The organism is Halorubrum coriense DSM 10284 (assembly GCF_000337035.1).
GTDB lineage: Archaea > Halobacteriota > Halobacteria > Halobacteriales > Haloferacaceae > Halorubrum > Halorubrum coriense.
This window is the reverse complement of the sequence record NZ_AOJL01000063.1, coordinates 45825-61013: the sequence shown is the minus strand read 5'-3', so window position 1 is coordinate 61013 and position 15189 is coordinate 45825. Positions and strand designations below refer to the sequence as shown.

Sequence of the window (15189 nt, the reverse complement as noted above, 5' to 3'; positions counted from 1 at the left end):
TCCTCGTCTTCGTCTTCCCCATCCTCTTGTTCATCCTCGTCTTCGTCTTCCCCATCCTCTTGTTCAGTGTCTTGACTCGGTACGCACGTGACTTCGAGAGTACGATCATACGAGACGCTTGCGCTTGATCCGGTCCCGGTTACCTCAAATTTGAGCTCAATATCTTGCGTTGTAGAACAATCTAGCGTAACGGTGACAGTACCAGCGCCCCCNTTGATCCGGTCCCGGTTACCTCAAATTTGAGCTCAATATCTTGCGTTGTAGAACAATCTAGCGTAACGGTGACAGTACCAGCGCCCCCTTGATCGAGTTGACTTGGAGAATCATCGGTTTTGATTGTAGGCCCAGACGAACTTGTACGCAAAACGTTGACCTCTAAGGTGTCGAGGTTGACACCGATTTGGTTGTGATACTCTACAACCGGTGTAGGTTGCCCTGCAGTAATGTTCTCACCCTCATTGGTGAGCTGCTCGTAGCCGAGATATGCGTTGTCGTCCTCAGTTACGTTGACTGCGACTTCGCGGTCAGCATCTATAGTCGTGAACCCAGCGGTACCAAAAACAAATCCAATCGCTGCTGTAAATGCGAGCAGAATACTCAGGAGACGGAAGTTACGGAAAATTCGAGGCGAAAGCCTCGCCCTTCAGGGCGGGGATGAAGCCGACCAATAGTATGCACCCACCGACGATGGCATAGACGGGGTTCCAACGCAATATTTAAGCCGTTTGATTTTGATAGTATACATAGATGGTAAAGAGTACCCGTCACGCGAAATACGAACTCTACTACCACATAGTGTTCGTGCCGAAATATCGGCGTTCGCACCTGACGGGGAAGACGAAGGAACGTCTCGAAACCATCTTCGCGGAAATCTGTGAGAATAAAGGCCTCGAACTGGCCGAGTCCGAGGTCATGCCCGACCACGTACACCTGTTCATCGGGAGTCCACCCAAGAACGCCCCGTCACTCATCGTCAACTGGCTCAAGGGCATCTCCGCCCGCAAGTACAACAACCGCTACGATGACCGTGTGAAGTGGACTCGTTCATACTACGTCGGTACGGCGGGAAGCGCCTCGAAGGGCGCTGTCGAACAGTACATCGCTGAACAGGAGGGTGACGACNTTCCGACGCGCGCCGCGATGATTACTCGTTCATACTACGTCGGTACGGCGGGAAGCGCCTCGAAGGGCGCTGTCGAACAGTACATCGCTGAACAGGAGGGTGACGACGCATGAAGCGCGTCAACACCTTCGAGGTCGTTCCACAGACCGAGAACGATAAAGAGTGCCTCCTACGGCTACTCGACGCCTCAGCCTCTCTGTGGAACGAGCTGACCTACGAACGCCGTCAGAACTACTTCGGTGACGGCGACGTATGGGACACCTCCGAGTACCGTGGACAGTACAACGGCGTCGTCGGAAGCGCGACTGTCCAACAGGTCACGCGCAAGAACAGCGAAGCGTGGCGGTCGTTCTTCGCCCTCACGGAGAAAGGCGAGTACGCCAACCCACCGTCGTACTGGGGCAACGAGGAGGACGGACGCGAACTCCGCACCTACATCCGAAACGACCAGTACACGATTCAGTGGGGCAAGCGTAGCCGTCTGGAAATCCCTGTTGGGCAAGAACTGAAAGACGAATACGGACTCGGCTACCACGAACGACTCCGCCTCAAACTCCGAGGCAACCCGAAGTGGGACGGCAAACAGGGTCGTCTGGAACTCGAATACGACGAGGTTAGCGACACGTTCAGGGCTTTTCAACCAGTCACCGTCCCTGATTCTCGACTGGATTCACCACTGGCTTCTCACGAAGCCGCCCTCGACGTTGGCGCGAACAATCTCGTCGCCTGTTCCACGACCACTGGGAACCAGTACCTCTACGACGGACGAGAGTTGTTCGGACGGTTCCGCGAGACGACCGACGAAATCGCCCGCCTACAGTCAAAACTCCGAGACGGACGCTACTCCTCGAATCGGATTCGACGGCTGTACCGACAGCGGACGAAACGCCGTGACCACGCACAGAACGCGCTGGTACGCGACCTCGTTGAACGGCTGTACGACGAGGGCGTGGCGACGGTGTACGTGGGTGATTTGACCGACGTGCTGGAAACGCACTGGTCAGTCAGGGTGAACGAGAAGACGCACAACTTCTGGGCGTTCAAGAAATTCATCCACCGTCTCGCGTGTGTCTGTGAGGAGTACGGCATCAGTCTCGAGGTCGAATCGGAAGCGTGGACTTCTCAAACGTGTCCCGAGTGTGGCGACCACGAGGAGACGGTTCGCCACGGGGAGACGCTGACGTGTCCGTGCGGTTTCGAGGGGCACGCCGACCTCACGGCGTCGGAGACGTTCCTTCGAGAAAACAGCGATTGCGAAGTCAGGCCGATGGCACGGCCCGTGCGATTCGAGTGGGACGACCACGATTGGTCGGGGAAACCATACCCTCACGAAAGTCCCAAAGAAGTGCGCACGAACCCGCAAGTTGCCTCCGTGGGTCGGTAGCCGAACCCCCAACGGAGGAATCCTCGCGCTTTAGCGCGGGGAGGATGTCAACAACGCGAATCTGCGGCGTCCGGCTAGGTGCTCTCATTCTCACTGATAGAGTTCTGGTGGTTTCTCCCTAGTACCAAGACGAGTACGGCGGCCGACGATGTGGTGAACGATTGCTGACATTCCGAAGGCGGTGGCTGTGAAAATGCCCACCTCAGCTGGTTCAAGTGCCCCAACTACCGGTGCGCCAACTGTGACTACGAGCAGGAGTGAAACTGCGACACCTGCGAGCCCAACGTAATAAAGACTCCAGGGCATTTCCTTGCTGCTAACAGCCTCAATATAAACATCGATGTTTTCCAGTTGAGGAGTAGGATGAACTACACTTTCTTCTTCGTCGATAGTTATGATGTTGTTTTGCTCTAGATTTGGCAGGTGGGTGCGTTTGAGGGTACTGTACACGCTTCGGTGATCCTCGTACTCAACGTCGTCGGGATCTCTACCGCTCTCCCAAGCAGCGATATGTTCTGAAAGCTCAGAGATATCGACCGGTCCTTGCTTGCGTTTGAGCGCGTGGATCACAAATCGTCGTCGACGGTTCGATAGAACATCATAGATTTCGTCTTCGGACAGTTCATCCTCGTTTGAGTTTGATTTGTTTGTTGATGTCGTGATTGGTAGCATTCGATCGACCCCTTAGTCCGCTTTTCAAGATATCCAAGCACCAAGCCGCCGATTGTCAGTTTAAATTTGTGAGGGCAGATAGTATAAACCAATAGTATATTTTATCTGCCATTATGTTCCACGACACATTATCTGGGTCTCCTTATGATTCTGAAGGGGTTGATTGAAACATTACAGAATCCGCTCTTGGGTCTTCAAGCTACTCTTGATCTGTCCGTAATGATGCCCTGAACGCTGTGATACAGATACATGTCCGCTTCAAGTACTGCTTGATGAGAATAATGAGGCGTGCCTGAGCCAAATCGAGTTCACCATTCGATTCATCAACTCCTCCAAGATGTAGCCTCGAGCGTCTCATAACGAAGTAGGTCCCCCTACATTCCTCATTCGAGTGCTTCCGGCCTGAACGGTCAGGCTCGGGGGTGCCAGAACACAGGTGAAATCCAATATGCAACGGCGAAAGTTTGTCGTCGGACTGGGCGCATTGGCTTCTGGAAGCGCAGCTGCTGTAGGGACTGGCGCGTTCACGAGTGTGACTGCGGATCGTTCGGTTACGGTCTCTGTCACTGGTGACGAAAGCGCATACCTTGGGATGGATGCGGAGGGCTCTACTAATGGAGCCTATGCTAACGAAAGCGGCGACGACGGCGACCTCTCGATCAATTTTGACGATCTCAGTAACGGCGACGACCTAACGGAAACCAGTGGCGGCTCGGGTGTAAATCCCAGTGCTGTCACGACGGCTGAGGATGTTTTCCGTATTACGAATCAGGGAACCCAAGAGGTGGAGGTTGACCTCAGCGGCGGTTCAAATATTAGTGTTACTGATCCATCGAGCTATTCAGCAGGTTCTGACGACGTATATATTTTCTTTAACGAGTCCGGCACCGGTACAAGTGTTAGTAGCGGTAACAAACTGACAGGATCTGCCAGTGATATTGAACTGGCCCCTGGTGATGTAGTTCAGGTGGACGTAGTTGTCACCACTGGCAGTGATACCTCGTTTGCGTCGTTGGGAGACCTCACTGTCTCGGCCAACGCCGGAGACGTTGACGGCGGCGCTGACGACTCTGCCACCTAATTAAAATGAGGCGGAGACAATTCGTATCGTCACTCGGTCTTATTTCCGCTGGTGGCGTCGGTGCTGTTAGTACTGGTGCCGTCACCAGTGTGCGCGGTGACCGACGAATCAGTGTCTCTGTTGCCAGCGAAACGGAGGCCTACCTCGCTCTAACGAGAGGGCGGGGACTAAACGGGGGCTTCTCTGAGCAAAGCGCCCCGATAGCGGGGAATCAGATTGGCCTTGACTTCAACGGAGCGAACATTAGTGCCAGTGGCGAGGGTGTCGGCCAGAACTCCACATACGAGTTCAACGATGTGTTTCGTGTAAAGAATCAAGGGACTCAGCAGGTATTCATTCAGATTGACAACGTTGACATCGATGGTAATGGCCCAGAAGCAGATGCGTATGCGGAGTTCTATGTGCTTGACACGGGTCATAACCGTGACCGAATTGATGGGACGGAGGCACAGCTGAGCCTCAGTCCTGGGTCACAAGCACAGGTAGGAGTTCGAATTCTCACAGCCGACACTCAGGAACAGTATTTCAACAAAAGCACTACTGTACACGCGAAAGTGGGAGATTTTGGCGCAACTGAGACAATTTCGGATCCCTGATCTCTGACTGGCTTGTACCCACGCTGGCATTTCGGCGGTTCGATTCCGCCGGTGGGCATTTCCCCCAAGGGGGAGGTCAATATGAACCGACGCAAATATCTCGCAGCGCTGGGCGTGTTAGGAAGTGGAACTGCTGCGGCAATGGGGACTGGCGCATTCACTAGTGTAAGCGCAAGCCGTGATGTAAGTGTCTCCGTCGCAGACGACACGAATGGGTACCTCGGGCTCTCTGCTTCTCCTAATGAAAACGGAGAGTTCGCATCAGTGGACACCAGCTCTGGTGGTGACGGCGAGATTGCGTTGGACTTCGGGACGTCAGACGGCGGTGGATCTGGTGTCGGCCTCAATTCAACGTACGACTTTGACGATGTCTTCCGACTTGAGAACCAGGGCACCCAGACGATCTACGTGTGGGCCAATTTCAGCGGCGAGGATCTCGACAACGACGATATTTGGTTCTATCCGGGAAGCGACTCGGATCGCGAATTAAACGACGGTAGTAATAGTGTTGTGACACTCACTACCGGCCAGCAGGTCAACGTTGGCGTCCATATTGACACGAGTGTTCTCAGTTCAACGGACGATCAGGCACTCACTGCCTCGCTAACTGCTGATGTCGATGTGCCGGGTGGCTCACAACCAAGTGATCCAGTTGGTGAGGACGCTGCCGTTGTTAGTAAGGATCCAGATACTGGAGAATTCGATTCGATTCAGGGCGCAATTGATGCTGTTGATGGAACAAGGATACTCGTTGAGCCCGGGACGTACGACGAGAGTGTAACAATTGACGTCGATGGCCTGACGCTTGAAGGCCCGAACGCAGGGATCGACGGTAACAGCGATACGCGGGGCGATGAAGCCAGCTTCGAGCTTGGGGGAGATATAACGGCCGACGGTGTCACTATCGACGGATTTGAGCTCGTTTCTGGATCGAACGCGGGCAGCGGAGGGTCCAGAACGGAGATCGAGGGTTCGAATACGGTGATTACGAACTCAGATATCACCATCCCAGGTGGTGATGCTCCGTTCCGGCTTCAGGATGGTAGCGATAACACCGTCATCACGCAAAACCGGTTCGCAGGTGGCTCTGGCGGAAACTTCGTTCTCAACGCCCGGCAAGACTCCGAGAGCGTAATTGATGGCGTTGAGATCACCGACAATACGTTCCAAGGCACCGATGGTGAAGGGACGACTGCTGTCCAAGCTGCTGGGTTCACCAACGCCGAGATCAGCGGCAACAGCTTCGATACCATCGGAGAAGATGCGATCCGCCTCGCTGGCGACGTTAGCGGTACTGTGGTCACTGATAATAACTTCAGTAACTACGCACAGAATTCCGGATTCCAGGCTGGTGCAATCATTGCAAACGGTGCGTCGGGTGAGGTCCAGGTCAGTAACAACCAGTTCAATGACGCCGGTGGGGACGATATTTACCTTGTGGCGTACAGTAGGAACGACCCAACGGCACTCGATCTGGAAGCCATCAGTGAAAACAACACCTTCGACTCCAACGCTGTTGTCTACGATGGACAGATTCTCCCCGAAGACGTTGCACCCACGCTAATCGAGGATTGGAACGATCTAGAGAGTATCCGTGGCAGCGGTGACGATTCTTTTTTCGTAACTAGTGGAGACTTCGCTCTGGTAAACGACCTCAATCAAAGCACCGATGGCTACACTAGCGTGGTTGAGGACCCAGAGATTGGGTTCAGTCCATTTTTTCGGTTTGATGGTACATTCGACGGTAACGGTCACGTCATAGAGGGGCTAAAAATTGATACAGATGGAACCGCCGCTGGCCTAATCGATACAGCTAGGTCTGTAGAAATAAGGGACCTCGGACTTGAAGCCGTAGATGTGTCTGGTGGGAGTACGGTTGGTGCGCTTGCCGGATCCACCTACCCGGAAACGACCATTACGAACGTATACGTTACTGGTGAAGTCGAGGGTAGCGGCGACGGAAGTACTGATTCAACTGGTGGACTTGTTGGAACTAACCACGGTGAAATCAGTGAATCGTTCTCTGGAGCGACCGTCACTGGCGGTAATAATGTCGGCGGACTCGTTGGGAAACATGTGCCTGAGGTACGTGAACCTAGCCCCACCATCGAGAAGTCATATGCAACTGGTGATGTCTCCTCGAGGGGCTCGGGGAAATCTGCCGGCGGGCTTGTTGGGAATATGAACGCATTCGACACAGGTACAACCGTCACGGAATCGTATGCAACCGGGAATGTTGCTGATTCGTTCAATGCGGGTGGCCTCGCCGGGAATACCGGAACTGCCGACGAAGACGCCATCGAAACCTCTTACTGGGATAAAGGAACGACAAATCAAGACGTAGCGACCGGCTCTGAAGCTGGTACCGGTACCGGTGTCCAAGGCTTCGGCTCGACGGACAACACGGAGCCTGCGACCGCAATGACGGGGAGCGCCGCATCCAATAATATGGATGCCCTCGACTTCGAGGACACGTGGAATACGGTCGTTGGGCCTGACGGCTACCCGGTCCTGGAGGCGATTGACGAACAAACGCAACTCGACGCCCGCTAGCCTTCGGACCGCTCGCTCACTGACCGCGGCTTTCTCCCATTCTTTCACGACTCGACACCTACGGGAGCCTGTCATAGGAAGCGTCACGTGCGAAGCAGCAGGGTTTAGAGACTGTGTCTACAAGCTCCAAAGGCCTACAAAACGAAGCTTCGGTCAACGAGTTTTTGAATGCAGCGGCTACCGAGACGGTTCCGCTGTTTGAACATCTTGACTTTGAGTTTCTACTGGAGTACGAAGTGTTCGCCCCGCTCGCCGGAGGCGAACACGAGTTCACAAACCACCAGACCTCTTTTTCGGCTTTCTACACTGCTACTACGAGGGTGTCTACAGCACTCGTCCAATCACACGAGAACTCCAGCATAGCCTTGTCTGGTACTACTGCGGACTCGACAAACCTCCCTCTAGAGACACTATTAATCGGTTTCTCACTGATCTCGAACACGTCGTTGACGATGTCTTCGGCAGACTCGTCGAGCAGGCCGCCGCCCGCGGCCTGCTCGACTCCACGTACTCCATGGATTCGACTCACATCGAAGCGATCCAGCACAACGACGCCGCCTCGTGGAACTACGATCCAACAGCCGAAGAGTACTGCTACGGCTTCGGCTGTACACTCGTCTCGACCGGCGCAAAGATTCCGATAGCAGCGGAGTTCACACAAGCTAAACAAGCGGATCAGGAGACGGCGATGCGCGTCACGCGTGACGCGCTTGCCGTCGATAGTGTTCCTTGCGCTGTGTCTCCGTCTCGTCGTTGTAATCACCAAATTTGAGCGGGGAGACGACCATAGCCGCGAGAAACTCAAGCTATGAGATGGTTTCTATGACAGGCTCCTACGGGGTTATTCAAGCACTGTGATCCCTGCCTCGTCGTAGATTTCCTTCAAGCGTTCCGGGGAGTAATCGAGATAATGCTGCTCCAAGACGCTTGAGGGCGTCCGTCCACAGAACGCGTCGATATACTTCGCATCCACGCCGCATCGACTCATCTCAGTCGCAAACCAGCGACGCAACTTCTGTACCGTGACCCTCACGCCCGTATCCTCCGAGACGTGCCGGAACTTACGATTCAGGAGTTGCTTACTCGTCTGGAACACACGCTCGTCGTCCGGCTTGTACTCGGGTTTGAACGCCTCGAACGCCTCGGCCGCTTCGTCGTTGTAGAAGGTCAGCCACGTCTGCTTCGTGCTTGACTCCTTCTCCGGAACGAGCATCCGCTTCTCCTGGTCAATGTCGTCCATCGTTAGTTGACACAGTTCGCTGGACCGGAGTCCCGACGTGGACGCAAACAGAAACGCTGCCTTGTACTTCGGATTTTCAAGAGTACTGTAGAACGTCTGTAGCTCTTCCTTCGAGGGGATGTCTGTGGGTTTCGCGGACTTCGAGGGCATCTCAAAGGCGTCCATGACCTCTCAGTCGAGGAAGTCTCTGAAGAACACGCGGAGTACGCCGATGATGTTCATCCGGGTCACGTCGGTCACGTCACCCCGAAGTCGAGGTAATCCGCGTCTTGGGTGATATGTGACGGTGGTGTGTCGGCGTGTTCAAGAAGTGGTGCGATGTATCGCGTGTGGAGGTCAGTCGTGTTTTCACTACCGTTAAGAATGCTCGTAGCGACTCGCAGTAATTAGCGAACACACCATCAACCGACGTATCGGCACTAAAATACGTTTATGCCGCAATCCAGTTCAAGAACACCTCGATACGGTCATGTGGGGCGATTTCTTATATACTGACGACAGTTAGTATAGGCGGATGAGATGGCAGCGTGGGCCAACCGCCCTACTCATCACGATCTCGTTAGGAGCAGTCGTCCTGCTCGTTGTCTCCAGCGGCGCAGCCATCCTCGACCAGCCGAGCGATTCACTCAACGATGAGATCGCACTCCAGCCCGGCGACAACCCCTACGCATACCTCAACGAGAACGACGAACTCGCGGTTGATATCACTGAAAACAATCCGAACCTAGATAATGAGGGTGTAAACCCAGACACATTTGCGGCTCAGGAGGCACTCTTCTATATTGCCTACGACGGAAACGCGTCCGCAGAAGCATGGATCGACCACGAGGGGACAGGCGTCACGTTTGTCGTAGACGGCGAACCGATCGAGACCGAGTCGAACGCTGTACGGCTGACTTCAGAAAACGACGCGGTTCCAGTCGGCGTCGAAGTTGACACCCGTGTAGCCGAAGTCGCTCCGGGCGACCGACTCATTAATGAAATTTCGGTCCACGCCCGTCCGTCCGATTCAGAGGCGGTCGGGGACGCAGATAACGATGGCAATAGTGACGACGATGACGATCCGGGCACAGTTACGACGGTAGAGTCACCCGACTCAACCGCCCGGAATGTCGAAATTCTCTCGCTCGCTGCTGAGGTAGAGACTGAAGTCGATCTCCGACAGCTCCATGTTGGTGACCCAGCGGTTCGACTCACCGACCTGACGTTCGTCAGTACGGACTCCGGTGATGTCGAGTTCGAAGTAAGGGGTACCACCGACCCACCGCCAGAAACTTCCGCCATGCCGCTTGGTGTGGACGCGCTCGGGTACTACACAGTTGAGTTTACGACACCTGACCAGCCAATCAGCGAGGCGACTACTGAGCTCGTTGTGGATCGCGACTATCTCGCGGCAACGGACGTTGACCTTGGACAACTCGCCGTCTACCATGAGACAGAGGCGGGCTGGAAGCGAACGACGACGACCGTAGTCAACAGGAACAATGAGACGGTCCGACTCCAAGTTACCTCCACAGGGTTCTCTGCGTTCGCAGTCACAGCCGAGCGCCCAGCATTAGTCCCGGTTGAGGCGACCCTCTCAGCCAATCAAGTCGCGGCTGGGGAGACGCTAACTGTTACTGTTAACCTCGATAACAATGGGCTGGCCCCTGCGAATGAGGTGGAGGTTCAAATTGTAACCGCTGATGAAAGAGAGTTGGTGAGTGACGAGGTAGCCACAGTCAACGCTGAGGTTGGCGAGACGACGACCGAATCAGTAGTTGTCCGCCTCAACTCCCCTGGAGAGTACAACCTCGTCCTGACAGGTCCAGCTCTTGAACCTGGATCGGGGGATTCCGGAATGGGAACCGATCAAATAATCGCGCAGTCTGTTACCGTGACCGAACAACGCGGTGGCGAAACCGGTACCGAGGCCGGAAGTGCTTCCAGTGTCAACACTCCAAATGATGGCTCTGCCGATACGGGTGTCTCAGGCGAGACAGAAGTGAGAGATGACAGGGAAGAAGCAGTGACTGAACGTTCTGGCATCGATCTTACTGATCTTGGAGGGATTGCGTTGCTCATCGGTATTGTCCTCACAACTCTGTTCCTGTTCCGACGCGTGCCGCGCTGATGGGTGTCGTAGTGCTGCGTGATATCCCGAACCTCCACGCGGACACAGCGGTCGGCTGTCGGACGCTGTTGCGAAATGAACACTTGGATCCAAATGAGTTCGCCGTCCGCTCGCTTCGCCCGCCACATGAACTGCTGCGGGTTTCCGTTGGCGGCTGCGGAGAGTCGATCGTGGAACTCGGACTCGGTGTGCGGGTAGGTGTTCGTCGTGTATTCGGCTACTGAGAGCTCACGCAGTTGGTTTGGAGTGTAACCGAGTATCTCCTCTAGTCGCGCGTTCGCGTCGAGAACGGTCCCGGAGACGGCGTCGTAGATCGCCACACCAGTGTGGAGCGTATCGAGTACCGCTGACAGCGTCTCGCACTCCCGAGAGGACATACAGCCGGAGATTTCACCGCGATACGGTTTTTCTTGCTATGAGTGATCTATATCGCTCCGTACGAGATCAGCGGCCGGACAGGCGTTCTCTGTTCAGGAGGAAATGAATTTGTATCAAACCGATCATGACATGATCGCCCATCTCCCGAGTCCCGTCCGGTGCCACGCCGTACTCTGATTATTTCAATTTGAAAGACCATAATTTAAATACTGGAGAGAAATTGTCTTTGCCGAGCGAGAACGGGAACGACTGACTGGTCACGACGAGTATATATCCCACCGGTCGGCTTCTGACGCGTCCGTTCACCTATTATAAGCGTTCAAGCGTAGGCTGCCGAATGGCCCGAACGAGTAACAAATGACAACAGATATCAACCGGAGGTCAAGGAACGACGAGACGACCGGGCGGAAGTCGGTGAGTCCCGCGTTCACCGGTCTGGTGTATCAAGTCGACAGGCGGTCGTCGGGTCCCGATCGGGTCACGGTGTTCCCAGCTGAGGCGACCGATGACGAGCGGCTGTCGACGTGGGTGACGGTGGACGTCGACTCCGTCGTCAAGCCCGAATGTTTCCGATAACCGCCCGGATGTACCGCGACCGCGGCGGGCGAGAGGGTCAAGAGGCCCGACGGTGCCGGCCCGTGTCGAATCCGATGCCCCGGTCGACACGGACTCGGATGTTTCGCCCCCCGCCGAGTCGGACGCCTCTACCGGTAACGAACAAATCCGAGGTGGTCCGTCGGTGGGCATAAAACGACGGGAACTCTTCGACAAAGCGCTGGACCGAGTCGCGCTTGGGGTCGTCTTTTTTTCGGTCGTCGAACTATCTGATCTGTGGTCTGCGGCGCTGTCTCTTTCTGCGAGTGAGCCGACGCGGCCGACACCCATCAACGCGAGAGATCCGACTACTCGGGAACGGACTGCGGACGGCTACGTCATGACGTACGAGTGGACGGACCCGTCCGGACGTGAGTGGCATCTGGAGTTCCCGATTGAGCGGTCCGCGTACAGAGAAGCGGCCGATGAGGCGCACGGATATCTGAGCGGCTTCAAAGCGGCGAAGGCGAGTGCTCATGCTGAGCGGCTCACGGAGGCGCTCGCCAACGCGAGCGCGACGGGCAAGTATACTCGGCGGCCGCTCCCTGAGTCGGTCCTTCTCGACGGGGCGATCGGACTCGTACACTCGCTCGAATACGCGACGGATGCGGAATCGATAGGAGCGCCGGACTACATCCGAACCGTCGAGGAGACGCTCGTTGATGGCTGTGGTGACTGCGAGGACCTCACGTATCTGCTGGTCGGGATGCTTTCGCAGCCGGCGTTCGGCTACCGGACCGCGATGGTGATTCTTCCCGGCCACATGCTGGCGGGGGTTCACAGAGACGACCTCCCGGCGGCGTACGCCGACGCACCCACCCTTCCGGGAGGAACGCACGTCGCAATAGAGTGTACTACGTCTCGCCCGATTGGCGAGTTCAAAGACGAGCCCGTGCTAGCAGTGTACGGTGACGGCGTCGAATACATCGATCGATCGGCGATCACCGACACAGGCGAGGAGTTCCTCCAAGACCCGACGCAGTTTCAGACGATTGCCGACGCGTCGGCGAAGCGCCCCCAGTGACCCGAGCAACCGTGGTCAACAACCCCACCTTACCTCGCTCAGTCTATCGACTTCGCTCGGTGGGAGAGATTCTTACTCACCGATGGACTACACGAACACACATCTTGATTGTTGAGTATGTTTCACGAGTTCCTCCTATGCTGGGTCAGCGCGTTGTATCTTGTACAGCACGTTCTAACAGAATTCAGGAAGGACTGTTCCGCTATTTTCGGGGAGATTCAACTCCAATTACGCCCTCGTTAGGATCTGTCGAGAGCGGTGACCCCAGTTAGCAGCTAGTTCCGCTGGTTCATACTATTTTCTCCTAATAGAAATCCGCCTAGACCCGTCACCCACACCAACAGCGGGTACACCACCCAGCGCTCGATACCTCCGAACGCTAGCCCGGCGAGCGGGCCAGTGTCTCCAAGCACTAGCGCGTACAACAGCGACGCCAGCGAGAACCCACCGAGGAGCACACTGACGGAGGAGAACGGCTTCGGAGTCGCTCGTGCGGCCAGTACCGCCGCGATTCCACCACTCGTGAACGTCAGCAGTGCGAAGAGGCCGTGCCAAGGCGTCATATCCCCGGGGAACACACCGACGCCGAAGACGCCGAACCCGAAGACACCGAGCGGGAGCCAGAGTACGCGCGGTCGCCCCACTCGGTAGAGAAAGTACACAGCGACGAGAACAGCCGCACCGCTGGCCAACATGGTACCATTAAAAATCGTCGCGGTCGGTTCGTAACTCACCGGATTCGGGGGCGCTGTTGAGCCCAGATCGCTGATCTCCTGGGTGGTGGCATAGTCAGGGTGGTATGCCTCGGCGGTGATGATCCCGAGGAGCGAAATCCCTCCAGTGAGCAATAGTGTGACCCCCGCGATTGCTGTATCGGCGACGCTGTCAACGAGCGGTTCTTTATCTGGGGACATATCGAGGTATTTAAATTTTGATTATATAAAACTGAGTCTATCATAGGACAGATAGAACATCAAAGAGGCTGGAGAGGAGTTATACGAACCACTACATCAGTCATGGGCTGTGGTCTCGGACGGTCGCACTCTCGATGCCGCATCCAATTTAACGAACAAATTGGTACGGAGTCTCCCGTACTGACCGATCCCTAATCTGTCTCTCAGCGTGTAGACCACTAACCGATTCGCGCCCTGTATACAGCGGTGCCGATAGCACCTACTCACCTCCTGTCAGTACTGGCGTGACCAATACAGAGAGTGTAGTCAGCACCTGAACGATATTATTTTCTCCGTCTATATTCTGAATCAGCCGGTAGAATTCGTGTGTATGTGTTGCGCAGGGAGACATACGTCGAAATTAATATTCAGTAGTCTAAACAATCGCCAATATGCCGAGGCTGTCTCTGATAAGTATAATACTGGGGATTGTGCTGCTCGGAGTTGCTGGATACATGGCATACTCTCAGCAACAAAGCCTCTCGTCGGGGGTGCAGATTGAAGCCACGGTAGAGAGCAAAGAAGTCACCATGGATTCCTCAAAAAGCGGGGACAGGTACACCCCCCACGTCACTTACAGCTACACGTACAACGGAACCCAATACACTTCCGACAACATAAGACCGGGAATAGGAACAAAAGCGTCCGACACAAGGACTGCCGCGGAAGACAGAATTGACCAGTACAATGTCAGGGAGACAACCACGGCCTATGTCGTCCAAGGCTTGCCCTCGAAATCGTATCTTAAGAAAAAGAGTAGCCCTCTACCACTTATATTCGGCATCTTAGGCCTATTCTTGATCGGAAGACCAGTCTACAAATGGTCGAGTTAAGTCTGGCGTGAATTATTGTAGACGGCGAGGGCTTCGAGCCAATCTTGAGCTGTCTCGAGCGCGACATTGCCGAAACTATCCGCAAACGATGATGTTCGTCGTTCTATTTCTCAAAAGACACGTTCGATAGCATTCCGATTTCCATGTTGAATGACTTAAAATCGCTAGCCGTCTTCAGCGAGAACTGATCCGAGGTAGTCTGCGTCATCGACGAGAAATCCCACGTTGTCGAGCTGATAGCGCCGGTGTAGCTCGGTTAGAAACCATCGCGTCGTCTGTTTATTTGCGGTCGGATAGAGACTCACGTGAAGGATTTCGTTGGTATACGGATCAACCGCGCCGTACAGCCAGAATTTCTGTCCGTGAAGGCGGATCATCTTTTCGTCAACCGCGAGTTGGTCCTCGGAGACGGTCGAGATCGGCTGTAGATCAGCCTTATAGACCCAGTTGTTAACAGCGACATGGCTCCGCTTGATCCCAAACAGTTCTAGATGCTTACTTACCTCACGCAGCGACATACCGGCTAAGTGACAGCGGATCCCCACTTCAATCGCCCAGCGCGGTGTTCGATCTCGCTCCACAAACGACAACTCGATCCACGTAATACGTTCGCTGAGGCGTTCGATTTCGGCCATAGACACTCTG

The 15189-nt window shown here is 55.0% G+C and carries 11 protein-coding genes and 4 pseudogenes; 10 read left to right on the top strand and 5 right to left on the bottom strand.

Features of this window, described 5'->3' with window-relative positions:
* Positions 1-747: 747 nt before the first annotated feature.
* Together tnpA and C464_RS16805 are read left to right on the top strand one after the other, a co-directional pair.
* Positions 748-1122: pseudogene (tnpA, locus tag C464_RS16810) on the top strand (IS200/IS605 family transposase); the annotation flags it as partial.
* Between the two features lie 110 nt (positions 1123-1232).
* A complete protein-coding gene (locus C464_RS16805) occupies positions 1233-2507 on the top strand; it encodes an IS200/IS605 family transposase (RefSeq protein ID WP_006114991.1) in 1275 nt (424 codons plus the stop codon).
* 90 nt (positions 2508-2597) lie between these two features.
* On the opposite strand, the gene C464_RS18030 is transcribed toward C464_RS16805, so the two are convergent.
* Entirely contained in the window at positions 2598-3179 is a 582-nt protein-coding gene (locus C464_RS18030) for a DUF7344 domain-containing protein (protein WP_080510506.1), read from the bottom strand.
* A 448-nt stretch (positions 3180-3627) separates the two neighbouring features.
* Here C464_RS18030 and C464_RS18025 point away from each other — a divergent pair, with 448 nt between their 5' ends.
* The 4 genes and pseudogenes from C464_RS18025 to C464_RS18015 all read left to right on the top strand — a co-directional run.
* Positions 3628-4260 carry a hypothetical protein gene (locus tag C464_RS18025; RefSeq protein WP_080510505.1) on the top strand — a complete coding sequence of 211 codons (633 nt, stop codon included), beginning with the start codon at positions 3628-3630 and terminating at the stop codon, positions 4258-4260.
* 89 nt (positions 4261-4349) lie between these two features.
* Complete coding sequence (locus tag C464_RS18020) at positions 4350-4856, top strand: DUF1102 domain-containing protein (RefSeq protein ID WP_161781691.1); 507 nt, start codon at positions 4350-4352, stop codon at positions 4854-4856.
* 81 nt (positions 4857-4937) lie between these two features.
* Entirely contained in the window at positions 4938-7409 is a 2472-nt protein-coding gene (locus C464_RS16800) for a DUF1102 domain-containing protein (RefSeq protein WP_152421003.1), read from the top strand.
* Between the two features lie 113 nt (positions 7410-7522).
* Positions 7523-8133, top strand: a pseudogene (locus C464_RS18015) (transposase); the annotation flags it as partial.
* Positions 8134-8250: 117 nt separating this feature from the next.
* Here the strand turns inward: C464_RS18015 and C464_RS16795 are convergent.
* Entirely contained in the window at positions 8251-8814 is a 564-nt protein-coding gene (locus tag C464_RS16795) for a tyrosine-type recombinase/integrase (RefSeq protein WP_006114989.1), read from the bottom strand.
* Between the two features lie 349 nt (positions 8815-9163).
* On the opposite strand from C464_RS16795, the gene C464_RS19370 reads away from it, so the two are divergent.
* Positions 9164-10762 carry a DUF1102 domain-containing protein gene (locus C464_RS19370; RefSeq protein ID WP_006114988.1) on the top strand — a complete coding sequence of 533 codons (1599 nt, stop codon included), beginning with the start codon at positions 9164-9166 and terminating at the stop codon, positions 10760-10762.
* Positions 10763-10818: 56 nt separating this feature from the next.
* Here C464_RS19370 and C464_RS18010 read toward each other — a convergent pair.
* A pseudogene (locus C464_RS18010) lies at positions 10819-11139 on the bottom strand (PAS domain S-box protein); the annotation flags it as partial.
* A 358-nt stretch (positions 11140-11497) separates the two neighbouring features.
* On the opposite strand from C464_RS18010, the gene C464_RS16785 reads away from it, so the two are divergent.
* Positions 11498-11716, top strand: a complete 219-nt coding sequence (locus tag C464_RS16785) for a DUF7511 domain-containing protein (protein WP_006114987.1) — start codon at positions 11498-11500, stop codon at positions 11714-11716.
* A 169-nt stretch (positions 11717-11885) separates the two neighbouring features.
* Positions 11886-12758 (top strand): hypothetical protein, encoded by an 873-nt coding sequence (locus tag C464_RS16780; protein WP_049911392.1) that lies wholly within the window; start codon positions 11886-11888, stop codon positions 12756-12758.
* Positions 12759-13033: 275 nt separating this feature from the next.
* Here C464_RS16780 and C464_RS16775 read toward each other — a convergent pair whose 3' ends face one another.
* On the bottom strand, positions 13034-13672 hold the full coding sequence (locus C464_RS16775; protein ID WP_006114985.1) for a DUF998 domain-containing protein: 639 nt from the start codon (positions 13670-13672) through the stop codon (positions 13034-13036).
* A 431-nt stretch (positions 13673-14103) separates the two neighbouring features.
* Between C464_RS16775 and C464_RS18005 the strand changes: the two genes are divergently transcribed.
* On the top strand, positions 14104-14544 hold the full coding sequence (locus C464_RS18005) for a DUF3592 domain-containing protein (RefSeq protein WP_080510502.1): 441 nt from the start codon (positions 14104-14106) through the stop codon (positions 14542-14544).
* Here C464_RS18005 and C464_RS16770 read toward each other — a convergent pair.
* Positions 14541-15179 (bottom strand): annotated as a pseudogene (locus C464_RS16770) (IS6 family transposase). The gene C464_RS18005 and the pseudogene C464_RS16770 overlap by 4 nt on opposite strands.
* Between the last annotated feature and the right edge of the window lie 10 nt (positions 15180-15189).

Excerpts from the sequence above, each read along its gene's own strand:
- C464_RS16805 (WP_006114991.1), top strand. The coding sequence starts at position 1,233 with ATGAAGCGCGTCAACACCTTCGAGGTCGTTCCACAGACCGAGAACGAT.
- C464_RS18030 (WP_080510506.1), bottom strand. The coding sequence starts at position 3,179 with ATGCTACCAATCACGACATCAACAAACAAATCAAACTCAAACGAGGAT.
- C464_RS18025 (WP_080510505.1), top strand. The coding sequence starts at position 3,628 with ATGCAACGGCGAAAGTTTGTCGTCGGACTGGGCGCATTGGCTTCTGGA.
- C464_RS16800 (WP_152421003.1), top strand. The coding sequence starts at position 4,938 with ATGAACCGACGCAAATATCTCGCAGCGCTGGGCGTGTTAGGAAGTGGA.
- C464_RS16795 (WP_006114989.1), bottom strand. The coding sequence starts at position 8,814 with ATGGACGCCTTTGAGATGCCCTCGAAGTCCGCGAAACCCACAGACATC.
- C464_RS19370 (WP_006114988.1), top strand. The coding sequence starts at position 9,164 with ATGAGATGGCAGCGTGGGCCAACCGCCCTACTCATCACGATCTCGTTA.
- C464_RS16785 (WP_006114987.1), top strand. The coding sequence starts at position 11,498 with ATGACAACAGATATCAACCGGAGGTCAAGGAACGACGAGACGACCGGG.
- C464_RS16775 (WP_006114985.1), bottom strand. The coding sequence starts at position 13,672 with ATGTCCCCAGATAAAGAACCGCTCGTTGACAGCGTCGCCGATACAGCA.
- C464_RS18005 (WP_080510502.1), top strand. The coding sequence starts at position 14,104 with ATGCCGAGGCTGTCTCTGATAAGTATAATACTGGGGATTGTGCTGCTC.